This window comes from Thauera sp. SWB20 (assembly GCF_000831325.1).
Lineage (GTDB): Bacteria > Pseudomonadota > Gammaproteobacteria > Burkholderiales > Rhodocyclaceae > Thauera > Thauera aminoaromatica.
In genome coordinates this window covers 1-23,648 of sequence record NZ_JTDM01000007.1, presented here as the reverse complement: position 1 = coordinate 23,648, position 23,648 = coordinate 1, and the positions used below count along the sequence as shown (strand labels likewise).

Here is a 23,648-nt window from a genome sequence, read left to right as displayed (position 1 = left end):
GGCATGCCACAGCGTACCGCCGCCCCTCGTTCGAATGCCAATGTCGGCGTGTGCGCGTCCGTCCTCCCCGCGCAGTTGCCCGACGATCCGGCGGTGCTCAAAGCCTTGCTGCTGGCCCAGCAGCGTGCCTTCGAGACGCAACTCAATACCCAACTTACAGTCCAGTTCGAGACGCTTCGACGCGCGCAGGAAGCCACCCTCAAGGCGTACGAGGCCGACCTCCAGAAAGTCGTCCATACCCGCGAAGTCGAACTCCAGAAAGCGTTCGATGCGCGTGAGCTCGAGCTTCAGAAAGCGTTCGATGCCCGCGAGGCCGAACTGCAAAAAGGCTTCGAGGCACGCATCCTCGAGCTCTACGAGCAGCTGCGCCTGGCGCGTCGGCGCATGTTCGGGCCCAGCAGCGAATCGCACGCGGGCCAGGGCTGGCTCTTCGACGAGGCCGAAGCGCTGGCCGCATCCGCATCCGAGGCGGGCGATACCGCGACCCTGCCGCTCTCGGCCACTGAACCGTCTGGCCAGACGCCCGTCGACGCCGGCAAGAAGAAGGCGCGCGGCAAGCGCAAGCCCTTGCCGATCGAGCTGCCGCGCATCGACGTCGTCCACGACGTCCCCGAGGCCGAGCGTACCTGCGCCTGCGGCACCCCCATGGTCGAGATCGGCCAGGACGTCAGCGAACAGCTCGATATCGTGCCGATGCAGGTGCGCGTGCTGCGCCACATCAAGAAGCGCTACGGCTGCCCCAAGGGCGATCAGGCGCCGGTCAGTGCCCGCGCTCCGGCGCAGGTGCTACCCAAGAGCAACGCGAGCAACGACCTGCTGGCGATGCTGCTCGTCACCAAGTACGTCGATGGGCTGCCGCTCGCGCGTTTCGAGTACGTGCTCGCCCGTGCGGGCGTGCTCGTGCCGCGCCAGACCCTGGCGCGCTGGGTGATCGGCACCGCGCAGGCGCTGCAGCCGATCGCCAACCTGATGCGCGACGTGCTGCTCGGGCATGACGTCATCCACATGGACGAAACCCCGGTCCAGGTGCTCAAGGAACCCGGTCGGGCGGCAACCAGCAAGAGCCAGATGTGGGTGCAACGCGGTGGCCCGCCGGGTAGGCCGGTGATCCTCTTCGAGTACGATCCGAGCCGCGCGCAGGCGGTGCCCTTGCGCCTGCTCGAAGGCTGGAAGGGGTATCTGATCGCCGACGGGCTCGAGAGCTACGGCGCAATTGCCTTCACCGAAGGGGTGACCCGGCTCGGTTGCTGGGTCCATGCACGCCGTCGTTTCGTCGATGCCGGCAAGGTGCTGCCCGAAGGCAAGCGTGGTCGCGCCCACGAGGCGCTGGCCCTGATCGGCAAGCTCTACGCCATCGAGAAGGAGGCGCGCGAACTGAGCGACGTCGAGCGTCTGGCGCTACGCCAGAGCCGAAGCCGTGCCGTCATCGGTGAGCTTCGCGCTTGGCTCGACCAGGTGCTCCCCACCGTGCCGCCCACCTCGATACTCGGCGGTGCCCTGGGCTACCTGCATCGGCAGTGGCCGCGACTGACGCGCTACCTCGAGCGCGGCGACCTGCCGATCGACAACAACCCCGCCGAAAACGCCATCCGCCCCTTCGTCGTTGGGAGGAAGGCATGGCTCTTCTCGGACACCCAGGCCGGTGCGCGTGCCAGCGCACTCATCTACTCGCTGATCGAGACCGCCAAAGCCAACAACGTCGAGCCGTACCTGTGGCTGCGCCACGTGCTGCGCGCCTTGCCCACCGCCACCACCGTCGAACACGTCGAGGCCCTCCTGCCCTGGAATCTCAAGGCTGAGCAGTTGATCACAGCGTAGCGAGCCCCAGAAGGATGGGGTTCGTGGAGCGCTTACGGTAGATCAGGTGACGAGCCTAGGCGTGATGCTGACTCTGGTCGGTGCCGGTTATGGCCTAGGTTTCGCCATTGCCTCGCAGGTGCAGACCCTGAACCGCCCCGACATAACCGTTCGCCCCTTGGCCGGCACGCCGCCCATGCTGTCCACCTACCTGCTGCGCCGCAGCGCCGAACCCTCTGAGCCCATGAAGCGGTTTCTGCAGCGCGCCCGCGAGGAGTTCCTGCCAAAGGGAGATGAACCGGCCTCGTGACGTTGAGCGCTCGGGTACATTGGCTACTGCTGGCTGTCCATGGCTCGCACTGGACTTGCTCGGAGCGCGCGTTGACCAAGCGTGGTTTTTCAGTCCATAATTATGTCCATCTCGGTTCGCCGAGTGCGGAAAACTCGTTATCAATCAACGAGTTGGGAACACGATGATGTTCCCTTCACCCGCTCCATCTGAATTCAAGCACTTGCGCCAGCCTCCCGGGGCTGGCGTTGTGCTTTGTGGCGCCATGTAGCCATGGTGCAGCCAAATCCGGGCAATCTGGCCACCGCGTAGTCACGCACTCGGCCTGCGCTCCGGTCCGGCCTTCACGCGACGGAAAGTCGGCGGCCATACCCCCCAGCGCACTAGAACCGGCCACAAACGACGCACAGGGGCGCGGCGATCATCATCTGCCTTGCCGAGGCGATCCGGCGATCTTGGGCGCTAACCGATGCCTCGCAAACTCTGGCGCGCCGAAATGCAGTGGAGACGCGGCTCGCATCGTCGGCACACGAGCGCCGGCAGATAGCGCGGTGAGCGTCGAACGAAAGGCCTGACCCCGCCTGTTTCCTCGTCTATGTTGAATCAATCGCCCGCGACGAAGCGCCTGTCGCGCAACGCCCGAGCACCATTCCCACCCTGATGCGGCCAGCCGGTTGAAGGGTGTTCCACACCTGCAGCCGGCCCGAGGTCGGGCGCGCCCGGATCGTTCGCCGCCATCGTTCCACCTATCCGCGGACTCGGAGAATCACGATGATGTTTCCCGGTATCCGCCGCGGGTCCGACTCCCTGATGGCGCGACGGCCGGACAGCCTCATCCACGGACTGGACGATAAACCGCGCGCCCTGACGCTCGCTGCACTCGGGCTCCAGCATTTCATGGTGGCGGCGCCCAACCTGGCGATCGTCGTCATGATCTGCCGGGCCGCGGGCGTCGACGCGGCCGCCGCCGAGGGGGTGCTCTCGTTTTCGCTCATCGCGCTGGCCATCGCGACGCTGGTCCAGTGCAGCAGACGACTCGGCTCGGGGTATTTCATCGTCAGCTGCAACTCGGGGATCTATCTGTCGGCCTCGCTCGCCGCGGCCACCGGGGGGCTGCCGGTCGTGTGCGGGATGACGCTGGTCGCCGGGATCTTCCAGGCCTTCTTCGCCAGCCTGCTGGTACGGGCCCGCCGATTCTTCCCGAATGAGATCGTCGCGCTCTCGATCATCATCGTCGGCATCGAGATCGGCGTCATCGGCCTGAACCGCCTCTCCGGCGCGGGCGTCCCCGGCCTGGTGGTCGGCGGCGCCACCTTCTTCGTCTCGGTGGTCTTCGGCGTCTTCGGGCGCGGCCGCTGGCGCCTGTATTGTTCCCTGCTCGGCATGGCCTGCGGCTATCTCGTGTACCTGACGACCGGCATCCCCGGCCCGAGCAGCGCAAGCGACGCCTTCTCGTCGGCGCTGTTCGGCCTGCCCTCCTCCGCACATCTGGGGCTCGAATTCGACGTCGGCTACTTGCTCCCCTTCCTCTTCGCCGCGGTCGCCGCGTCGCTCAAGACCATGGGTGCCGTCGACATCTGTGCGCGGATCAACGACGCCGCCTGGGTTCGGCCGGAGATGCACGCGATCCGGCGGGGCGTGCTCGTCGATGGGCTGTCCACCACCCTCTCGGGCTTGTTCGGCAGCACCGGCACGAACTCCTCGACCTCGAGCGTGGGGGTTTCGCACGCGAGCGGCGCAACCAGCCGCGTCATCGGCATCGCCGTCGCCGCATGGATGCTGGTGTTCGCACTCAGTCCGGCGTTCACGCACCTCGTGGTCACCCTGCCGGATCCCGTGGTCGGCGGGATGCTGGTCTTCACCGGCTGCCTGGTCATCGCCAACGGATTCCAGGTCCTCGGCACCGTCCCGATGGACATGCGCCGGGCCGGAGTGGTCGCGTTTCCGCTCCTGGTGGCGATCGCACGCGTCGCCAACGCCCCCCTGTTCGCGCAACTGCCCGACTCGGTGAAGCCGCTGATGTCCTCGGCGCTCGCGATCGGCGTGTTCGCCGCGCTGCTGGTCAACGCCTTCCTGAGCTGGGGCAACGCCCGCCAAGCCACGGTCGCCCTCGATCCCGGCCACCCCGTCGGCGAGCGCCTGCGCCAGGTCCGGAGGATCCTCGACGAATGGAACGTGGCCCACAACGTCAAGGTTCGCGTCATGCTCACCCTGCGCGAGCTGCTCGACGAGCGCGCCTCCAGCCTGAAGCTCGCCTTCAACGGCTGCACGCTGCACATCGGTCTCACGCGCGCGGCCCCGGCGCAGGACGCGCAAACCACCCCGGACGGCCGCTTCTTCGCCGACCGGGTCAGCGACGCGATGGCCCACCGCAAGCGCGCGGACGGCAGCAGCGTCATCTCGCTATGTTTCGAGCAGTGAGGCCGACATGCCCATCGCGATCTGGACCCCGGCGCTCTCGCTCGGGGTCGACAGCCTCGACGCCGATCACCAGAAGCTGATCGACACGCTGAACATGGTGTTCGATGCGATGCTGTTCGATCGCAGCTCCGCGGCCCTGCACAGCGCACTCGCCACCCTCGACGACTACGTGACCGGGCACTTCGCGCGCGAGGAGGCGTGGATGCAGGCACGCGACCACCCGGACCTGGCGCGCCATCGGCAGGAACACGAGGCGCTGCGCGATCAGCTCGCGCTCCTGTGCGCCATGAGCGACCTGTCGGACCAGGAGCGTTCGGTCGAGCTCCTGATGGTGCTGCGCGACTGGCTGCTCGGCCACATCGCCCACTCGGACCGCGACGCGTCCGGGCCATGAAAGGCCTGGGACAACCGAGGGCAGCCCCACGGCCGTGTTTCCTCTGCAATCAAGGGGAAGACCTGCCCCCAGAGACACTTGGCGCGGGCTTCCCGGCTTCGGAGCAGAACCACAGCTTGTTGCCCTCGCTGTCCAGGAAGGCGCCGACCCAGTAACAGCCGTCCTCATAGAGTTGCACCGCGTCGCTGATCGTGACGCCACGCGCAGCCAGTTCCCGCTCCATCCGCGGCGCGTCCGCAACCGCAACGGTCAGGCGCGGATAGGGCGATTTCTCCGCCGCGCCGCCGGGTCCGGCAAGCGGCTTGAGCAGGAGCGTCAGGCTGCCCAGGGCGAAACCGACGTCACCGTCCGCCTGCGGCCTCGGCTCGAGGCCCAGCTTGCTGCGGTAAAAATCCTCCGCCCTCGCCAGGTCGTCGACGGCGAGTGCCACCACCTTCAGTTCCTGCCATCCCAGCGTGTTCATCTCCACACCTCGCCGCTTGCCGATGAAAAACGGGGACAGACCCCGATTACGCTGCGGCGCTTTGACGGGCCACGCGGTGGACGACTCCCCGCAAAGCCCGCCGGAAGCGGTCAATGCGGGCGGCCCGAAAAGCCGATGCTCATCTTGCAACTTTGCCGCGGCTCACTACCTTTAAAGCACAGGGGCCGCATGAGGGGAAGGCGATGGGCCTGAAAATCTACATATCCTCGACCTTCGAGGACCTGAAGGACTATCGGCGCCGCGTGTATGAGCAGTTGCGGACCTTGCGCCACGACGTCATCGCGATGGAGGACTACGTCGCCGCCGACGAGCGCCCGCTCGACAAGTGCCTGCGCGACGTGCGCGACAGCGACGTCTATATCGGCCTGTTCGCCTGGCGCTACGGCTACGTGCCGCGCGCCGGCAATCCCCAGCGCCGCTCGGTGACCGAGCTGGAGTACCTCGAGGCGAAGAAGCACAAGAAGCCCTGCCTGATCTTCCTGACCGACAATCGCGCGCCGTGGCCGCCGGACCAGATGGACTCCACCACCGGCGACAACGACAGCGGCAAGAAGATCGCCGCCTTGCGCAAGGCCCTGCGGGAAAAAGGGCTGGTATCGACCTTCGAGACGCCGGAGGCGCTCGCGATCAAGGTCGTCACCGCGCTCTACAGCTGGCAGTCGGAGACATCGCGCGCCCAATCGCAGCTTGGGCATGCTGCGGTCGAAGAGGCCCTGGCGCCCGGGGTTCAGGCGGCGGCACGCAGGACCAACCCCTTGATGTGGGTGCCGGGCTCGCGCCTGAGGGTGCGCTTCCTTGGCGCCGACGGCGCCTTCGCGGCACGCATCCTGCGTCTTGCGCAGATCTGGAGCGCCTACGCCAACATCTTCTTCGTCGCCAGCGAGGACAAGGATGCCGAGGTGCGTGTCGCCTTCGACAAGGATGGCGGCTCCTGGTCCTACGAGGGCACGAACGCCCTGGCCGTGCCGCCGAGCGAGCCGACCATGAACCTCGGCTGGCTTGTGCCGGCGCTGCCGATCGACGACGTCGAGTCGGTCGTGCTGCACGAGTTCGGCCACGTGCTGGGCCTCGCCCACGAACACAACAACCCCAGCGGCGACATTCCCTGGGACGGGAAGGAGGTCCTCAAGCTCCTGGGCGGCCCGCCCAACCACTGGGACCAGAACACCATCGACCAGTACCTCTACCGCACTTGGGAGACCGACCGCTTCCCCTTTGCCAAACCCTTCGATCCGCTGTCCATCATGTCCTACTTCTTCCCGAAGGAGGCCACCAGCGGCAAGCCGATCTTCAGCACCAACACCACCCTGTCATCGGGCGACAAGGAGTTCATCAGCCGGCTGTATCCCTACGCCACGGGGGGCTGAATGGAACTCGGGTGCAGATCCCGATCCCGCGCCCCGCTGGCTCGCCGCACCATCCGCCGGCACCGTTGTCGAGATCGCGGTTCGGCACACGCTGCAAGGCCCGGGAGATCAAAATGACCAACACGAGCGACGGTGGCACCACCCTGACGCTGCACGACGCGGCGAAATTGCTCGCCGGCGGAGGCATTTCGACGCACGACGCCGAGGTCCTGCTGGCAAACGCGATACAGCAATGCGAGCTGCACGCCAACGTCAAGCGCTGGGCCACCGAGCAATGGGATGGGCCCCTGCTGCCGGGCAACATCAACCCGCGCGAGACTCACATCGAACGCAGCGATCTGGACGCCTGGCGCAGCGGCCGCTGAAGCACAATCTTGCCAAATCTTGCCAGCCACTGCGCCGGCGCCGCCGGCGGATGCCGCCTACTTTGAAAGTCTGCGTGGCCGGATGCACAGCGCAGGCAAGTCGGTATCTTGCGGGTGAAGTTGAAGCCCGTCGTTCCTCGTGAACAGGCAAAACGGGACGTCGACGCCGTCATAGCCCACGACCTCGAAGAGGCCTCCCCGGCGGTTGCGGTGGGCTTCATCGACGCACTGGAACGGGCTTATACCCACATCTCCCGCCATCCGGGGAAGGGTTCGCCGCGCTCTGGGCATGAGCTGGACCTTCCTGATCTGCGCTCGTGGAGGCTTTCGCGCTACCCCTACTTGGTCTTTTACGTCGAACGCGCGGACCACATCGATGTCTGGCGCGTACTGCACGGCGAACGCGACATTCCCGCGTGGATGCAGGCCCCGGACGCCTTCGCCTGACCCAAGCGCCCGCAACGCCACGGACCCGTCATCACGGCCCACCCGCCGGCGCGCCGTTCCAGCGGTTGCCACTGGCCGGAGTGAAACCTCCACCTTTCGCAGCGGCAGGGCGAAACGTGTATGGTCGTCTCGATCTGGCCGGACTGAAACACTCCCAGCCCCGAACCCGCGTTGGGGCGCGGCAAACCGACGGTGGCGGTCTCGACCGGATGCGGAAGAGACATTCATCACCCCGATGTTCCCACGACAGATTCCCAGCCGATGGGGATCCTTCAAAAGCTGCCGTGCTGCCGGTCGGCGTCCCCCGGCTCGAGCGCTCGTTCGGCGTCTTGCGCGGTCGGGTTCACATCTCGCCGTGGCGCGCGAGGTAACGGCGGATTGCCTGGATGAGCTGCTCGGCGCTCGCATGGACATCCACTTCGATTCCGAGCGTACGCGCGACATCGCGTGCCTTCCCGAGGTCCGGGTGCGAGTGCCCCCTTTCCGCGGCCTTTACCATTTCCCGCGCCCGCTCGAGATCCTCGGCCGACTGTCGCTTGAATTGATTCAGGATCCAGTTGAGCATCTTCCGCGGCCTTTCCGGGAATGAGAACATTGCACAGGCCGGCACGGTCGCAGCGCAGCCGCCACCTCGACGCTGGCCAGCTATCGGCGCCGACCGCTGGCCGCAAACGCCTCGACCTTCTTCGTCGGTCCGGAAACGATCAGCAGGTCACCCGGCGACACGACGCTGCCCGGCTTGCCGTGCTGAAAATCCTCGTGTGCGCGCTTGATGCCGACGACCGTCACGCCGAAGTGCTCGGGCACCGCCGATTCCGCGAGCGAGCGCTCGTGCGTGACGCTCGGCGCCTGAATCTTCGCGATCGCAAAGCCGTCGTCGAATTCAATGTAGTCCATCATGCGGCCGCTGATGAGATGCGCGACGCGCTCGCCCATGTCGGCCTCCGGGTAGACCACGTGATGTGCGCCGATGCGCTCGGCGATCTTGCCGTGCTCGGGCGTCATGGCCTTGACCCAGATGTCCGGGATCTCGAGTTCGGTCAGCGCCATCACCGTCATCAGGCTCGCGGCCAGGTCGCCGCCGATCCCCACGATGGCGTGCGCGAAGTCGCCCACGCCCAGCTGGCGCATGGTCATCGCACTGGTCGAGTCCGCCTGCACCGCATGGGTGAGCAGATCCGCCCATTCGTGCACCGGCTCCGCATCGCGGTCGATGCCCATCACGTCGTGCCCGAGCTGCATCAGCGAATTGGCGACGGCTCCCCCGAAGCGCCCGAGGCCGATCACGACCACACTGTCGCCTTTCGAGAAGGCGAACTGCTCTGTAAATAACCTAGCCAACAACGGGATGCTCCTCTGGATAGCGGAAGGGCATGCGGTGCTCGCCGAGCGCGAGCGACGCCGCCAATGTGATGGTGCCGACCCGGCCGATGTACATCAGCAGGATCAGCATCAGCTGGGCGGAATCCGGCAGGTCTGCAGTGATGCCGGTGGACAGGCCGACCGTCGCGAAGGCCGAGATCACCTCGAAGATGACCCGGTCGGTGGCGATCTCGGTGGTGTGCAGGATGAACACCGTGCCCAGCACGACGACCGCACTGCTGAGGACCAGCACGGTGATGGCCTGGCGCTGGGCCGAATGGCTGATGCGCCGGCCGAAGGCCTCGGTGTCCATCCGGCCGCGGATCTCGGCGATGACCAGCATCACCAGGATCATCGCCGTGCCCACCTTCACGCCACCGGCCGTGCCGGCACTGCCGCCGCCGATGAACATCAGGAAGTAGTGCAGGCCGAGACTCTCGTGCGTCAGCCCACCGATATCGATCGAGTTGAATCCGGCCGTGCGTGCCGACACCGACGCGAAGATCGCCGACAACAGCTTGTCCCCTGCCGGCATCGATCCGAGGGTGCGCGGGTTCGCCCACTCGAAGGCAAGCAGCAGGATCGCGCCGCCAGCCAGCAGCACGGCCGTTCCCACGAGTGTCAGCTTGGTGTGCACGGACCAATGCTGGGGGTCCCTGAGCTTGTTGCGGAGGTCTTGCAGCACCGGAAAGCCGAGACCGCCGATCACGATCGCAAGCATGACGGGTGCGAGGAAGTAGCTGTCGGACGCGTAGCGGATCAAGCCATCGGCGTGGATCGAAAAGCCGGCGTTTTTGAAGGCCGAGACGGAATGGAACAGGCCGCTCCAGGCAGCCTCGGCCAAAGGCAGGTCGTAACCGAGATGCAAACGCAGAGCCAGCGCCAGTGCGGTCATCACCTCGACGATCACGGTCACGAACAGCACGAGCTTGGCGACGCTGCTGACGTCGCCGATCCCGAGTGTGTGGGTTTCCGCCTGCGCCGTGAGTCGTGTGCGCAGGCGAAAGGAGCGATTGACCAGCAGCCCGAGCAGCGTGGCGGCGGTCATCATCCCGAAGCCGCCGATCTGGAACAGCGCCATGATCACCCACTGCCCGAACGACGACCAGTAGGTGCCGGTGTCCACCGTCACCAGGCCGGTCACGCACACGGCCGACACCGCGGTGAACAGGGCTGCGATCCATGGCGCGCCGACCGCATCCGCGCGGGAGCATGAGCAGCGCGGTCCCGATCAGGATCGTGATCAGGAAGGCCAACGGAACGATGTGCGCCGGGTGCTGGACCTCTCGAACCTTCAAGTCAAGACTTCCTTCGCGTCATGCTGCTGCGCCGCAACTGGCGCTTGTCGGCTGCGGATCATACGCCCGCTTGACCGGACATGTCGGCTCTCGACACCTGCGGTTCTTCGACGAGCCGGCGATCCTGCGGCGTACGGGACGGCAGGCGGTCCGCGCTGCGACGGCTTGGCCGGCACGCGCGATGACGAGCTCCTCGCCACGCCCCGCCACGGTGCGCGCTGCCTGACGAACGCACCCCTCTGGTGCGTCTTCTGCGCACCATCATGGCGTGACGCATTGGATTCCGCCCGATTCATCGCACTGGAACGGTGCTTGCTAAGGATGCCCGTCACTTTCGGAGGCATCATGCAACCCGTTCAAACGAGCAACGACGTGCTGTTCATCCTGCTGGGCGCCATCATGGTGCTCGCCATGCACGCCGGCTTCGCCTTTCTGGAGGTGGGGACGGTACGGCGGAAGAACCAGGTCAACGCGCTGGTCAAGATCCTGTCCGACTTCGCGGTGTCGACGCTGGCCTATTTCTTCATCGGCTACGGCATCGCCTACGGCGTGCATTTCTTCTCCGGCGCCGGCGCGCTGGTGGAGCACCACGGCTTCGAGCTCACGCGCTTCTTCTTCCTGCTCACCTTCGCGGCGGCGATCCCCGCCATCATCTCGGGCGGCATCGCCGAGCGCGCGCGCTTCCAGCCGCAGCTGGCGGCGACCTTCCTGCTCGTCGGCTTCGTCTATCCCTTCTTCGAGGGCATCGCGTGGAACCAGGCCTTCGGCATCCAGGCCTGGCTGAAGGCGAGCTTCGGGGCGGAGTTCCACGACTTCGCCGGCTCGGTGGTGGTGCATGCGATGGGCGGCTGGATCGCGCTGCCGGCGGTGCTGCTGCTGGGCGCGCGGCGCGGGCGCTATGCGCGCAACGGGCAGATCTCGGCGCATCCGCCCTCGTCGATCCCCTTCCTCGCGCTCGGCGCGTGGATCCTGATCGTGGGCTGGTTCGGCTTCAACGTGATGTCGGCGCAGCGCCTGGAGAACATCTCCGGGCTGGTGGCGATCAACTCGCTGATGGCGATGGTCGGCGGCACGGTGGCGGCGCTCGCGGCCGGGCGCAACGACCCGGGCTTCGTGCACAACGGGCCGCTCGCCGGGCTGGTGGCGGTGTGCGCGGGTTCGGACGTGATGCACCCGCTCGGTGCGCTGGTGGTCGGCGCGGTGGCGGGGGGGCTGTTCGTGGTGATGTTCACGCTGACGCAGAACCGCTGGAAGATCGACGACGTGCTCGGGGTGTGGCCGCTGCACGGCCTGTGCGGCGCCTGGGGCGGGCTGGCGGCGGGCATCTTCGGCAGCCAGGCGCTGGGCGGGCTGGGCGGGGTGGCGTTCGCCTCGCAGGCGATCATGACCGCGCTCGGGATCGCCGTCGCGCTCGCCGGCGGGGTGCTCGTCTATGGCGGGCTCAAGCTCGCGGTGGGCCTGCGCCTGGACCACGAGGAAGAGTTCAACGGCGCCGACCTGTCGATCCACCGCATCACCGCGACGGCCGAGCGCGAGTCGAACTGGTAACTGGCAGGCGGTCGTTCGCCGACCCCGCGTTCAGTCCCGATGCGCCGGCCAGGCCGGCAGGCGCACGTCGAAGACGAGCGCGAGCAGGCGGGAGCCGGTAGCGGCGGCGATGCCGGCCAGGGTGGCGATCGGCAGCGGCAGGCCGATCGCGTCGAGCGCGAGGAAGACGCCGCAGCCGAACAGCGCGCACATGGCGTAGGGGCGGTGGTCGCTATAGACCTTGGGCACCTCGTTGCACAGCACGTCGCGCGACACGCCGCCGAACACCGCGGTGATCGCCCCCATCATCATCGACACCAGCACCGGCATGCCGGCGGCGTCGGCGAGAGTGGCGCCGGAGATGGCGAAGAGGCCGAGGCCGAGCGCGTCGGCGAGCTCCATCAGGCGGCCGCCGACCTTGTGGCGCAGGGTCTGCAGCCATAGCGGCGTCGTCGCCACCATGGCCAGCACCAGCCAGAGGTATTCCTGGTTCTCGATCCAGAACAGCGGGCGGCGGTCGAGCAGGATGTCGCGCAGGGTGCCGCCGCCGAAGGCGCTGACGAAGGCGACCGAGAACACGCCGACGATGTCCATGCGCTTGCGGGTGGCCTCGATGAGGCCGGACATCGCGAAGGCCAGGGTGCCGCCGACTTCGATTGCGACCAGGAATGGGTGGAGGTTCATTGGGGTGCGAGGCGTGAAGAGTGAGGCGTGAGGCGGAAGGAGTGAGGCGTCAGGGGCAGGGCGGTCGGGGTTGCTGCGACAGCCAGTCGGCGGCGGCGGTTCCGGCGGCGAGGCCGGTGGCGAAGCAGGCGGTGAGCAGGTAGCCACCGGTAGGCGCTTCCCAGTCGAGCATCTCGCCGGCGACGAAGACGCCGGGGCGGGCGCGCAGCATCAGCTGCGCATCCAGCGCCTCGAAGCGCACGCCGCCGGCGCTGCTGATGGCCTCGTCGAGCGGGCGCGTGGCGACGAGGCGCAGCGGCATGGCCTTGATGGCCGCGGCGAGGCGGGCGGGATCGTCGAACTCGGCCTTCGCCAGGCATTCGCGCAGCAGGCCGGCCTTGACGCCCTTGATGCCGGCCTGGCTGTGCAGGTGGCTGGAAAACGAGCGGCTGCCGCGCGGGCGGGCAAGCTCGGCGGCGAGGCGCTCGAGGCTGCGGCCGGGGGCGAGGTCGAGCTCGAGCACGGCCTCGCCGCGCGCGAGCAGGGTGTCGCGCAGCGGCGCGGAGAGCGCATAGACCAGGCCGCCTTCGATACCGGTGGCGGAGATCAGGCATTCGCCGGCGCGCGCATGGACGCGGCCGGCGGGGTCGGTGCAGCGTGCGGCGACGGACTTGAGCGGCTGGCCGCGGAAGTGATCGAGGAAGTGCGCGCTCCAGCCCGTGCCGGCGGGGCCGACGACGTCGAAACCGCAGTTGGCCGGGAGCAGGTCGGCGATCTCGACCCCGGCGGCGCGTAGCGGTGCCACCCAGGCGCCATCGGAACCGAGCTTCGCCCAGCTGCCGCCGCCGAGCGCGAGCACGAGCGCGTCGGCCTCGACCGTCTGCTCGCCGTCCGGGGTGGCGAAGCGCAGGTGCTGCAGGCCCGCGCGGAGCGCGCCATCCTGCGCGGGATCCTCCGCCCAGCCCAGCCAGCGGTGACGCACCGCGAAGCGCACGCCGGTCGCGCGCAGGCGGGCGAGCCAGGCGCGCAGCAGCGGCGCGGCCTTCATCTCCTGCGGGAAGACGCGGCCGGAGCTGCCGACGAAGGTCTCGACACCCAGGCCGTGCGCCCATTCGCGCAGCGCCTGCGGCGGAAAGACCTCGATGCGCGGCGCGAGCGTGTCGCGGCGGGCGCCGTAGCGGCCGAGGAAGTCCGCCAGGGGCTCGGCGTGGGTGAGGTTGAGCCCGCCGCGCCCGGCGAGCAGGAACTTGCGCCCGACCGAGGGCATGGCGTCGTACACCGTGACCGTGCAGCCGCGCTCGGCGAGCGCGCCCGCCGCCATCAGGCCGGCGGGGCCGCCACCGACGACCGCGACGCGTGCGCGCTCCACGGGTGCCTAGGCCGGAACGAAGCGGCGGCCGAAACCTTCCGGCACCGTCGCCTTGCGGCGTTGGCCGTAATCGAAGAAGACGATGCCGGTCTTGCCGCGCGCGACCTCGCGTCCGCTGGCCGCCTCCGCCATGCGCCACACCAGGTCGCAGCCGTGCTCATGGAAGTCGGCCGCGCCCATCTCCACCCGCATGGTCTCGCCGTGGAAGGCCTCGGAGCGGTATTGCAGCGCGGCGTCGGCGACGATGATGCCGAGGCCCTCGATGTCGAGCTCGGAATAGCCCATGGACTTGAGGAAGCGCACGCGCGCCTCGGAGACGATGCCGAGCAGTTGGGCGTTGTCGAGGTGGTTGCCGTAGTTGATGTGCGACACCAGCAGCGGGATGTCGGTGGAGAAGGTGAAGCGCTCGGGCAGCTCGATCCGGATGCGGGCCATGGTGGATGTTTGCGGAGGCGGAAACGGAAGAGGCCCGAGCGTAACGGCCCGGGCCTCGGCGGGGCAAGCGCAAAGCCGCCTGCCGGTGATGCGTGATCAGGCCTGCGGCGGGATGCGCAGCACCTGGCCAGGATAGATCTTGTCCGGGTGGCTCAGCATCGGCTTGTTGGCCTCGAAGATCGCCGGGTACTGGTTGGCGTTGCCGTAGTACTTCTTGGCGATCGCCGACAGCGTGTCGCCGCGCGCCACGGTGTGGAACTGCGCCTCGGGTTCGGCACGCGCCACCGACAGGCGGTTCTCGACCTCGGCCACGCCAGCGACGTTGCCGGCGGCGAGCAGGATCTTCTCGCGCGTGGCCTGGTCGGGCGCGGTGCCACTGACGACGACCAGGCTCTTCGCGGCGTCGAAGCTCACGCCCAAGTCCGCCGGCGCGAGCTTGAGCGCGACGATGTAGTTATGGATCGCCTGCGCCGCCCTGGCATTGGCCGCGGCCGGATCGGCGGCCGCCGCGTTGGCCTCGCCCGTCCCGAACAGCTTCTCGCCGGCTTCCTTGATGAATGCGAACAGCCCCATGAACACCTCCCTGTCGTTGGTTTGGCTACACGTGCACGGTCAGGATAACCCCTGGGTCATTCCCGGTCCATGCACGGCGCCTGAACGCAGGGTCGGATGACATTCATCGTTACGCACAAGAACGGTGCATGAATGCGTCAAACGTCATAGTCGGCGCAGGTTTGACGAAGATCATGCACCAAAGAGGGGAGTTGATGCACAATATTGGCCTGCACTGCGCGATGGCCTCGGGTAAAACCGAGGCCATCGCGTGTGCGCGTGCGCAAGAAAAACCTGTCTTCAATCAATCCATGGGTCCAACATCATGAAATATCAGTCCCTCGAGGAGTTCCTGGCCTACGTCGAACAGCGCAACCCCGGCCAGCCCGAGTTTCTGCAGGCCGTGACCGAGGTCATGGAGAGCCTGTGGCCCTTCATCTCGGCCAACAAGCGCTATGCGGAGCACTCCCTCCTCGACCGGCTGATCGAGCCCGAGCGCGCGATCTCGTTCCGCGTCTCTTGGGTGGACGACCGTGGCGAGGTGCAGGTCAACCGCGGCTACCGCATCCAGCACAGCTCCGCGATCGGCCCCTACAAGGGCGGCCTGCGCTTCCACCCCTCGGTGAACCTGTCGATCCTGAAGTTCCTCGCCTTCGAGCAGACCTTCAAGAACGCGCTCACCACGCTGCCGATGGGCGGCGGCAAGGGCGGCTCCGACTTCGATCCCAAGGGCCGCAGCCCGGGTGAGGTCATGCGCTTCTGCCAGGCCTTCATGACCGAGCTGTACCGTCACGTCGGTCCCGACACCGACGTGCCCGCCGGCGACATCGGCGTGGGCGGCCGCGAGGTCGGCTTCATGGCCGGCATGATGAAGAAGCTGTCGAACAACTCGGCCTGCGTGTTCACCGGCAAGGGCCTGTCCTTCGGCGGCTCGCTGATCCGTCCCGAGTCGACCGGCTACGGCACGGTCTACTTCGCCAACGCCATGCTCGAGCGCGCCGGCCGCGACATCAAGGGCATGCGCGTCTCGGTGTCGGGCTCGGGCAACGTCGCCCAGTACGCCATCGAGAAGCTGATGGAGCTCGGCGCCAAGCCGATCACCTGCTCCGACTCGAGCGGCACCGTGATCGACGAGGCCGGCTTCACCCCCGAGAAGCTGGCGATCCTCATGGAGATCAAGAACCACTACTACGGCCGCGCCTCCGAATACGCCGAACGCGTCGGCGCCCGCTTCGAGCCGGGTGTGCGTCCGTGGCATGTGCCGGTGGAAGTCGCGCTGCCGTGCGCGACCCAGAACGAGCTCGACGGCAACGACGCCGCCACCCTGGTCAAGAACGGCGTGATCGCGGTCGCCGAGGGCGCCAACATGCCCAGCACCATGGAAGCCGCGAAGATCTTCGAGCACAACGGCGTGCTGTATGCGCCGGGCAAGGCCTCCAACGCCGGCGGCGTGGCGACCTCGGGCCTGGAGATGAGCCAGAACGCGATGCGCCTGTCGTGGACCCGCGAGGAGGTCGACGCCCGCCTCAAGGAGATCATGCTCGGCATCCACGCCGCCTGCCTGAAGTACGGCGAGCGCGAGGACGGCACGGTGAGCTACGTCGACGGCGCCAACGTCGCCGGCTTCGTCAAGGTCGCCGAGGCCATGCTGGCGCAGGGCGTGATCTGATCCCTGCGTGCCGTGCCGGCGCGCCGGCATGGCACGTGGGGTTCGCGCCTTGCGGCGCTCCTACGGAAACCGCCGCAGCCCCCCTGCAGGAGCGCCGCAAGGCGCGAATCCGACGTTTCCGAATCGACGGCAGGCGGTCCACGCAACCACAGCCTCTCGACGCTCCTGCACGGCAATCCCCATGCGACTGCCCCGCCCGCTGCCGGCATCTCGTGCGGGTCGACGGCGTGCATCCGCTAAACTGCCGCGCAAACCCGTCAATAGGAGTCCGTCGCCCATGATCCAGGCCACCATCGTCCCGGTCACCCCGTTCCAGCAGAACTGCAGCATCCTGTGGTGCGAGCGCACGAAGAAGGCGGCGGTGGTCGACCCGGGCGGCGACCTCGACCGCATCCTCGCCGCGGTCGCCGAGCTCGGCGTCACGGTCGAGAAGATCCTCATCACCCACGGCCACATCGACCACGCGGGCGGCACCGCGAAGCTAGCGCGCGAACTCGGCGTGCCCATCGAGGGGCCGCAGGAGGAGGACCGCTTCTGGATCGAGGGCATGCCGCAGCAGAGCAAGATGTTCGGCTTCCCCGACGTCGAGTCCTTCGAGCCCGACCGCTGGCTGCACGACGGCGACACCGTCACCGTGGGCGAGCAGACGCTGAAGGTCATCCACACCCCCGGCCACACCCCCGGCCACGTCGTCTTCGTGCACGAGGGCGCGCGCCTGGCGATCGTCGGCGACGTGCTCTTCGCCGGCTCGATCGGCCGCACCGACTTCCCGCGCGGCGACCACCAGACCCTGATCCGCTCGATCCGCGAGAAGCTCTTCCCGCTCGGCGACGACATCACCTTCATCCCCGGCCACGGTCCCACCTCGACCTTCGGCGAGGAGCGCGACAGCAACCCCTTCGTCGGCGCCTACGGCTGAGCTGCGGGGCGTTCGCCGCGATGCCTGCGACGTTTTTCGCGTTTCGTCATTCGACCTCCCCGTTCCCCTGGACCTTAAGCCGGATTCGGGAAATCCATCGCTTGTTCGGCCCGATTTTCGGGCGCACCATCTTTCCCTGAGCATGGCTTGCGGGTGCTGCCCGCATAACGACAGGGAGTGTTCGAGAACATGAGCGACGAAACCAGCAAGAAAGGCTACCAGTGGCGATTCTTCCGCTCGGGTGGCTTCGACCAGGTCCGCATCGAGACTGCCGACGACCTGCGCCACCTCGGCGAGCTCGACCAGAAGCTGTGGTCGGTGCTGGCCTGTCCGACCTCCGGCCTGGAGTTCGATTCGCGCACGCTGCAGCTGCTCGACGTCGACAACGACGGCAGCATCCGCGCGCCCGAGATCATCGACGCCACGCGCTGGGTATGCACGGTGCTGAAGGATCCGGGCGTGCTCTTCCAGGGCGGCGACGGCCTGCCGCTGGCGGCCATCGACGAGACCAACGCCGAGGGCGCCAAGCTGCTCGCCACCGCCTCCAAGGTGCTGGCCTACGTCGGCAAGGCCGACGCGGGCGAGATTTCCATGGGCGACCTCGCCGAGACCGAGAAGCTGTTCGCGCCCGAGCACCAGAACGGTGACGGCGTGGTGCCCGCCGAGCTCGCCGGCGATCCGCGCCTGGCCGGGGCGATCACCCGCATCGTCGAGACCTACGGCGCCGCCGAGGACCGCAGCGGCAAGCCGGGCGTCGACCAGGCGCGCGTGGACGCCTTCTTCGCCGCGGCGCAGGAGGTCTCCGACTGGCACGCCCGCGCCGAGGCCGACGCTGCCACCGTGCTGCCGCTCGGCGACGCCACCGGCGCTGCTGCCGCGGTCTTCGAGGCCGTGCGCGAGAAGGTCGAGGACTACTTCACCCGCTGCCGCCTCGCCGCCTTCGACGAGCGCGCCGCCGCCGCGCTCAACCCGGCCGACACCGCCTATGTCGAGCTCTCGCTGCAGTCGCTCGATGCCGCCTCGGCCGCGGTCGCCGCGCTGCCGCTCGCGCTTGTGGGCCCGGGCCGCGCGCTGCCGCTGGCGGTCGGGCTGAACCCGGCCTGGGAGGCGCGCATCGCCGCGCTGCGCGACGAGGTCGTCACCCCCATCCTGGGCGCGCGCGAAGTCCTCACCCAGGCCGAATGGCAGGACCTGGCCGGGCGCTTCGCCGCCCATCGCGCCTGGGTGGCGGCGATGCCGGCCAACCCGGTGGCCGTGCTGCCGGTCGCCGACGTGCGGGGGCTGCTCGCCGACGGCACCTGCGCCGCGCTCACCCGCCTGATCGACGAGGACCTCGCCGCCGAGACCGCGGCCGGCCAGGTCGACGCGCTCGAGCGCCTGGTGCGCTACAACCGTGACCTCGTCCGCCTGCTGCGCAACTTCGTCACCCTGAGCGACTTCTACTCGCGCCACGACAAGGCGATCTTCCAGGCCGGCACGCTCTATCTCGACCAGCGCAGCTGCGAGCTCTGCCTGCGCGTGGGCGACATGGCCCGCCACGCCACGCTCGCGCCGCTGTCGGGCACCTACCTGGTGTATTGCGAGTGCCAGCGCCAGGGCGAGGCGCCGATGAACATCGTCGCCGCGATGACCGGCGGCGACGCCGACGAGATGATGGTGCCCGGCCGCAACGGCATCTTCTACGACCGCCAGGGGCGCGACTGGCGCGCCAGCGTGGTCAAGGTGGTGGAGGCGCCGATCAGCGTGCGCCAGGCCTTCTGGTCGCCGTACAAGCGCATCGGCCGCATGATCGGCGAGCAGCTGCAGAAGTTCGCCGCCGCGCGCGACAAGGCGGTCAATGACCAGGCCGCGACCGGCGTCGCCGGCGCCAGCGCCAAGATCGAGGCCGCCCCGGCGGCGGCCGCAGCGCCCGCCGCACCGGCGGCACCGTTCGACATCGCCAAGTTCGCCGGTATCTTCGCCGCCATGGGTCTCGCCGTCGGCGCGATCGGCACCGCACTCGCCGCGGTGGTGTCGGCCTTCCTCGGCCTGCCGGTGTGGCAGATGCCGCTGGTGGTCGTGGGGGCGGTGCTGGTGATCTCCGGTCCGTCGATGCTGCTGGCCTGGCTCAAGCTGCGCCAGCGCAACCTCGGCCCGCTGCTCGACGCCAACGGCTGGGCGGTCAACACGCGTGCGCGCATCAACATCCCCTTCGGCGGCGCGCTCACCGGCGTCGCGGCGCTGCCGCCGGGCGCCTCGCGCGCGCTCACCGATCCGTATGCCGAGAAGAAGACGCCGTGGAAGAGCTGGCTCTTCCTCGTGCTGCTGATCGCGGCGGTGGTCGTGGCCTGGCAGCAGGGCTATCTGGACCGATTCCTCGGCTGATCGGGAGCACCCCGGCTGGCAAGCAGGCCGATGCGGGGCCGGCCGGCGGGTGCGGGCGCAATGCCCCAGGCACCCGCCGGCCGGCCCTTTTTCGTGGCGCACACGCCTGCCGCTTTCCCCGTGGGAGCGCCGCAAGGCGCGAAGACGGCGGTCAGGAAGCCGATGCGGGTGCGGGCCTCCACCGCCGCATTCGCGCCTTGCGGCGCTCCTGCATCAAGCATCGCGGGGGTGGAGGTGGCGCCGCGGCCCGTGGGGCGCGAACGGGCGCGGCGCTTCGGCTATGCTTCGCCCCCATGCTCGCATTCGTCCAGGTCCTCGCCAGCGGAGTCGCGATCGGCTGTGTCTATGGCCTGGTCGCACTCTCCTTCGTGCTCATCTACAAGGCCACCGAGACGGTCAGCTTCATGCAGGGCGACCTGCTGATGCTCGGCGCCTTCGCCGCGCTCGGCCTGCACGCCTTCGCCGGCTGGCCGCTCGTCGCCGCGGCGGTGGCGGCGGTGCTGGCGGTGGGCGTGCTCGGCGCCGTGCTGGAGCGCGCCGTGCTGCGGCGCGCGCTCGGCCAGCCGCACCTGGTGGCGGTGCTGCTCACCTTCGGCCTGGGCATGATGATGCGCGGCGGCGTCGCCTCGGTGCCGGCGGCGGCGCAGGACATGCACCGCCTGCCTTTCGCCGCCGACACGCTGGCGATCGGCCCCCTCGTGCTCGCCGCCAGCCACCTGTGGGTGATCGCCGCCACCGTGCTGCTCGCCGGCCTGCTCGCCGCCTTCTTCCGCCACACCCGCACCGGGCTGGCGCTGCGCGCCTGCTCGGAGGACGCGCGCAGCGCCGCGCTGATGGGCATCCCGGTGGCGCGCATGCACACCCTGGCGTGGGCGCTCGGCGCGGCGCTCGCCGCGGTCGCCGGGCTGCTGCTCGCGCCGATCACCTTCGTGCATCTGAACATGGGCTTCATCGCCCTGAAAGCCTTCCCCGCCGCGGTGCTGGGCGGGCTGACCAGCCTGCCGGGCGCGCTCGTGGCCGGCATCTTCCTCGGCGTCGCCGAGGCGCTCGCCGGGCTGGCGTTGCCCGAAGGCACGAAGGATTTCGTGCCCTACGTGCTGCTGCTGGCGGCGCTGCTGCTGTTTCCGCAGGGGCTCGGCGGCGCGCGAGGGCGGGCGTGAGCGCACCCATCCTGCGCGGTGGCGTGCCGGCGGTGCGCGCCGCATTGCCCTGGCTGGCGGTGCTGCTGCTCGCGCTCGCCGGGCTGGGTACCGACTACGCGCTCGGCAAGGCGACTCTGGTGGCGACCTACGCGATCGCCGGCCTCGGCGTGGTCGTGGTGGTGGGCCAGGCGGGCCAGATCGCCCTCGGCCAGGCCGCACTCGTGGCGCTCGGCGCCTATGCCCAGGCGCTGCTGGTCGCGCGCGGCGTGCCGGCGCCGCTGGCCCTGCCCGTCGCCGCGGCCGCCGGTGCGCTCGGCGGCGCGCTCGCCAGCCTGCCGGCGCGGCGGCTGGGCGGGCTGTATTTCGGCATGAGCACGCTCGCCTTCGCCCTCATCGTCGAGGAGGCGCTCGCACGCTGGGAGTCGCTTACCCACGGCGCCGCGGGCCTCACGGTGGGGGCCTTCACCCTCGCCGGCTGGCGCGCGGACTCCACCCTGGCGCAGGCCACGGTCAGCGTGGCGGTGCTCGCGCTCGCGATGCTGGCTTGCGCACGCCTTTTCGCCTCGCGCCACGGGCGCGCCTGGCGCGCCGTGCGCGACGACGAAATCGCCGCCGCCGCCTGCGGCATCGACAACGACGCGGCGAAGATGCAGGCCTTCGTGGTCGGCGGCGCGCTGTCCGGGCTGGCGGGCGGGCTCTACGCGCACTGGATCGGCTTCATCAGCCCGGAGCAGTTCGGCCTGGTGTTCTCCTTCGAGTTGCTCATGCTCGCCTTCATCGGCGGCGCACGCCGCCTCGCCGGCGCCGCCTGGGGGGCGCTGGTGATCGTCGCCATCCCGCCGCTGATCTCGCTGCTGCGCGACCGCCTGCCCGGCGACTGGGCGCGCGCCTCGGGGCTGGAGCTGCTGCTGTTCGGCGCGGTGATCGTCGGCGTCGTGCTGCTGCGCCCGGCCGGACTCGCGGGCGAAGCGAAGGGGCACGACCGGTGAGGCCGCCGAGGTGGGACGGCGCTTGATTCTCGCGCTGCAGCAGACGATAGTAACGCTCTCGTAATTCTGCATGCAGTTTGCGCCGGAGCCCGCCATGAGTGCCTGGAGTTGCCCACACGACCTCGATGGAATCTGCCAGCGCGTGCGCGGCGCGATCTGCTCGCCGGGCATGCGCGGCTGCGAACTCGAGGGCAAGGTGCGCTTCGCGCTCGACGAGCTCAACGAGCCGCGCAAGCCGGTCAAGGCGCGCCCGGCGGAGACCAGGCCCGAGCCCAAGCCCGGCGCCGCCGCAGCTCCGCGCCGCCGCCTGCCGTTCTGATCCACGCTTCGCATCACCCACCGGCCCGGCTTGCGGGCCACTCGCGCGCGCTCCGCGGTCGCCATGCCGTAGCCGCGCACGGCCATCCAACCAACCTCCAGGAGTTCTCCCGATGAGCCCCTTGCGTCGGCTTGCGCTCGCGCTCGCCTCCTCGCTGTCCCTCGCCTGCGCCCTGCCTGCCACGGCGGCGGGGGTGAGCGCCGATGAAATCGTCGTCGGCACCGTGTCCGACCTCTCCGGCCCGATCGCCATGCTCGGCGTGCCGGTGCGCGACGGCATGCTGATGCGCTTCGACGAGGCCAACGCTGCCGGCGGGGTGCATGGGCGCAGGATCCGCCTCGCGGTCGAGGACGCCGGCTACGACCCCAAGCGCGCGGTGCTCGCCGCGCGCAAGCTGGTGCAGCACGATCAGGCCTTCGCCTTCATCGCCAACATGGGCACGCCGGTGGTCATGGCGAGCATGCCGATCATCGTCGATGCCGGCCGCCTGCACCTGTTCCCCTTCTCGCCCCACCGTGCGACCTACGAGCCGCTGCACCCGCTCAAGTTCCAGAACTTCGCGCCCTATCAGGACTACATGGAAGCCGCCACCCGCCACATGGTGCGCGAGCGCGGCTACCAGCGCAGCTGCCTGCTCTACCAGGACGACGACTACGGCCTGGAAGTCATGAAGGGCGTCGAAAAGGCGCTGGCCGGGCTCGGCACCGAGCTCGTCGAGCGCACCAGCTACAAGCGCGGCGCCACCGATTTCTCCAGCCAGATCGCGCGCCTGCGCGCCGCGCGCTGCGACCTCGTGGTGCTCGCCACCGTGGTGCGCGAGACCGTCGCCGCCATGTCCGAAGCGCGCAAGATCGGCTGGGACGTCGACATGCTCGTCACCGCCTCCGGCTATTCGGCGCAGACCCACGAGCTCGGCGGCGCCGCGGTCGAGGGCCTGTACGGCGTCTCGGTGCTGCCGCACCCCTACGCCGAGGGCGCGAACAGCCAGCTCGCCGCCTGGATCGAGCGCTATCGCGCGCGCTTCAACACCGAGCCCAACGTGTGGAGCGTGATGGGCTACACCCTCGCCGACCTGTTCGTGCGCACCGCCGAGGCCACCGGGCGCGAGCTCACCCCCGAGCGCTTCGCGCACACGCTCGAAGGCATGGCGTTCACCCGCGACTACTTCGGCAGTCCCGCCTACCGCTTCAGCGCCGACGACCACCTCGGCAACCGCAAGGGCCGCCTCGCCCAGATCCGCAACGGACGCTGGGAGCTGATCACCGACTACCTGGAGTGAGGCGCACGCCGCGCTCCAACGATCGGCGTATCGCGACTTGCGTCGCTCCCACTGGAAAGCTGCGATCGCGACTTGCGTCGCTCCTGCCGGAGCGTCACCCCGACCGCGGTGGTTTCACTGCCGCCTTCCACGGGTACTGGGATGCGGCGGCAGAGACTCCCGGGGCCGTGCCGGTTTTCGTGGGAGCGACGCAAGTC

General features: G+C 68.9%; 24 protein-coding genes. 16 read left to right on the top strand and 8 right to left on the bottom strand.

Annotation, left to right across the window (positions count from 1 at the left end):
- Positions 1-3: 3 nt before the first annotated feature.
- The 4 genes from tnpC (at position 4) to PO78_RS00965 (ending at position 4,901) form a co-directional block, all read left to right on the top strand.
- Positions 4-1,818, top strand: a complete 1,815-nt coding sequence (gene tnpC, locus PO78_RS00980) for an IS66 family transposase (RefSeq protein WP_043741453.1) — start codon at positions 4-6, stop codon at positions 1,816-1,818.
- Positions 1,819-1,864: 46 nt separating this feature from the next.
- Positions 1,865-2,107: a LysR substrate-binding domain-containing protein gene (locus PO78_RS00975; RefSeq protein WP_443080466.1), complete on the top strand. Its 243-nt coding sequence runs from the start codon at positions 1,865-1,867 to the stop codon at positions 2,105-2,107.
- A gap of 750 nt (positions 2,108-2,857) precedes the next feature.
- Positions 2,858-4,507, top strand: a complete 1,650-nt coding sequence (locus PO78_RS00970) for a solute carrier family 23 protein (protein WP_012584459.1) — start codon at positions 2,858-2,860, stop codon at positions 4,505-4,507.
- 7 nt (positions 4,508-4,514) lie between these two features.
- Entirely contained in the window at positions 4,515-4,901 is a 387-nt protein-coding gene (locus tag PO78_RS00965) for a bacteriohemerythrin (RefSeq protein WP_004265432.1), read from the top strand.
- 49 nt (positions 4,902-4,950) lie between these two features.
- Here PO78_RS00965 and PO78_RS00960 read toward each other — a convergent pair whose 3' ends face one another.
- The gene (locus PO78_RS00960) at positions 4,951-5,364 is read right to left on the bottom strand and encodes a VOC family protein (protein WP_012584458.1); all 414 of its coding nucleotides are present in this window, start codon (positions 5,362-5,364) and stop codon (positions 4,951-4,953) included.
- A 203-nt stretch (positions 5,365-5,567) separates the two neighbouring features.
- On the opposite strand from PO78_RS00960, the gene PO78_RS00955 reads away from it, so the two are divergent.
- The 3 genes from PO78_RS00955 to PO78_RS00945 all read left to right on the top strand — a co-directional run bounded on the left by PO78_RS00955 (position 5,568) and on the right by PO78_RS00945 (position 7,564).
- Positions 5,568-6,752, top strand: coding sequence for a DUF4062 domain-containing protein (locus PO78_RS00955; RefSeq protein ID WP_043741447.1), 1,185 nt, complete (start codon positions 5,568-5,570; stop codon positions 6,750-6,752).
- Positions 6,753-6,865: 113 nt separating this feature from the next.
- Positions 6,866-7,117: a hypothetical protein gene (locus PO78_RS00950; RefSeq protein WP_004265416.1), complete on the top strand. Its 252-nt coding sequence runs from the start codon at positions 6,866-6,868 to the stop codon at positions 7,115-7,117.
- A gap of 114 nt (positions 7,118-7,231) precedes the next feature.
- Positions 7,232-7,564, top strand: coding sequence for a type II toxin-antitoxin system RelE/ParE family toxin (locus PO78_RS00945; protein WP_043741470.1), 333 nt, complete (start codon positions 7,232-7,234; stop codon positions 7,562-7,564).
- A gap of 343 nt (positions 7,565-7,907) precedes the next feature.
- Here the strand turns inward: PO78_RS00945 and PO78_RS00940 are convergent, their stop codons facing one another.
- From PO78_RS00940 to PO78_RS00930, 3 genes are all read right to left on the bottom strand, one after another.
- Positions 7,908-8,129: a hypothetical protein gene (locus PO78_RS00940; protein WP_004265401.1), complete on the bottom strand. Its 222-nt coding sequence runs from the start codon at positions 8,127-8,129 to the stop codon at positions 7,908-7,910.
- Between the two features lie 80 nt (positions 8,130-8,209).
- A complete protein-coding gene (locus PO78_RS00935; protein WP_231570582.1) occupies positions 8,210-8,857 on the bottom strand; it encodes a potassium channel family protein in 648 nt (215 codons plus the stop codon).
- A 40-nt stretch (positions 8,858-8,897) separates the two neighbouring features.
- Positions 8,898-10,070 (bottom strand): TrkH family potassium uptake protein, encoded by a 1,173-nt coding sequence (locus PO78_RS00930; RefSeq protein WP_231570580.1) that lies wholly within the window; start codon positions 10,068-10,070, stop codon positions 8,898-8,900.
- A gap of 499 nt (positions 10,071-10,569) precedes the next feature.
- Between PO78_RS00930 and PO78_RS00925 the strand changes: the two genes are divergently transcribed.
- Positions 10,570-11,772, top strand: a complete 1,203-nt coding sequence (locus PO78_RS00925) for an ammonium transporter (RefSeq protein WP_004265388.1) — start codon at positions 10,570-10,572, stop codon at positions 11,770-11,772.
- Positions 11,773-11,802: 30 nt separating this feature from the next.
- Here the strand turns inward: PO78_RS00925 and PO78_RS00920 are convergent, their stop codons facing one another.
- The 4 genes from PO78_RS00920 to lysM all read right to left on the bottom strand — a co-directional run bounded on the left by PO78_RS00920 (position 11,803) and on the right by lysM (position 14,791).
- Positions 11,803-12,435, bottom strand: coding sequence for a trimeric intracellular cation channel family protein (locus PO78_RS00920; protein WP_004265386.1), 633 nt, complete (start codon positions 12,433-12,435; stop codon positions 11,803-11,805).
- A 49-nt stretch (positions 12,436-12,484) separates the two neighbouring features.
- Positions 12,485-13,783 carry a TIGR03862 family flavoprotein gene (locus tag PO78_RS00915; RefSeq protein ID WP_004265384.1) on the bottom strand — a complete coding sequence of 433 codons (1,299 nt, stop codon included), beginning with the start codon at positions 13,781-13,783 and terminating at the stop codon, positions 12,485-12,487.
- Between the two features lie 6 nt (positions 13,784-13,789).
- Positions 13,790-14,218, bottom strand: a complete 429-nt coding sequence (locus PO78_RS00910) for an acyl-CoA thioesterase (protein WP_043741442.1) — start codon at positions 14,216-14,218, stop codon at positions 13,790-13,792.
- Positions 14,219-14,314: 96 nt separating this feature from the next.
- Positions 14,315-14,791, bottom strand: a complete 477-nt coding sequence (gene lysM, locus PO78_RS00905; protein WP_043741440.1) for a peptidoglycan-binding protein LysM — start codon at positions 14,789-14,791, stop codon at positions 14,315-14,317.
- Positions 14,792-14,919: 128 nt separating this feature from the next.
- Between lysM and PO78_RS22705 the strand changes: the two genes are divergently transcribed.
- From PO78_RS22705 to PO78_RS00870, 8 genes are all read left to right on the top strand, one after another.
- Positions 14,920-15,099 carry a hypothetical protein gene (locus PO78_RS22705; protein WP_138860752.1) on the top strand — a complete coding sequence of 60 codons (180 nt, stop codon included), beginning with the start codon at positions 14,920-14,922 and terminating at the stop codon, positions 15,097-15,099.
- Complete coding sequence (gdhA, locus tag PO78_RS00900; RefSeq protein WP_004265379.1) at positions 15,096-16,439, top strand: NADP-specific glutamate dehydrogenase; 1,344 nt, start codon at positions 15,096-15,098, stop codon at positions 16,437-16,439. Before PO78_RS22705 ends, gdhA begins: the two co-directional genes overlap by 4 nt.
- A gap of 277 nt (positions 16,440-16,716) precedes the next feature.
- The gene (locus tag PO78_RS00895) at positions 16,717-17,358 is read left to right on the top strand and encodes an MBL fold metallo-hydrolase (protein ID WP_004265378.1); all 642 of its coding nucleotides are present in this window, start codon (positions 16,717-16,719) and stop codon (positions 17,356-17,358) included.
- A 189-nt stretch (positions 17,359-17,547) separates the two neighbouring features.
- Positions 17,548-19,722 carry a hypothetical protein gene (locus tag PO78_RS00890; RefSeq protein WP_040828175.1) on the top strand — a complete coding sequence of 725 codons (2,175 nt, stop codon included), beginning with the start codon at positions 17,548-17,550 and terminating at the stop codon, positions 19,720-19,722.
- Between the two features lie 293 nt (positions 19,723-20,015).
- Positions 20,016-20,882: a branched-chain amino acid ABC transporter permease gene (locus PO78_RS00885; RefSeq protein ID WP_012584453.1), complete on the top strand. Its 867-nt coding sequence runs from the start codon at positions 20,016-20,018 to the stop codon at positions 20,880-20,882.
- Positions 20,879-21,853, top strand: a complete 975-nt coding sequence (locus PO78_RS00880) for a branched-chain amino acid ABC transporter permease (RefSeq protein WP_012584452.1) — start codon at positions 20,879-20,881, stop codon at positions 21,851-21,853. The genes PO78_RS00885 and PO78_RS00880 overlap by 4 nt, the downstream gene beginning before the upstream one ends.
- Before the next feature lie 94 nt (positions 21,854-21,947).
- Complete coding sequence (locus tag PO78_RS00875; RefSeq protein ID WP_043741437.1) at positions 21,948-22,172, top strand: hypothetical protein; 225 nt, start codon at positions 21,948-21,950, stop codon at positions 22,170-22,172.
- A gap of 112 nt (positions 22,173-22,284) precedes the next feature.
- Positions 22,285-23,451: an ABC transporter substrate-binding protein gene (locus PO78_RS00870; protein WP_043741435.1), complete on the top strand. Its 1,167-nt coding sequence runs from the start codon at positions 22,285-22,287 to the stop codon at positions 23,449-23,451.
- Positions 23,452-23,648 lie beyond the last annotated feature (197 nt).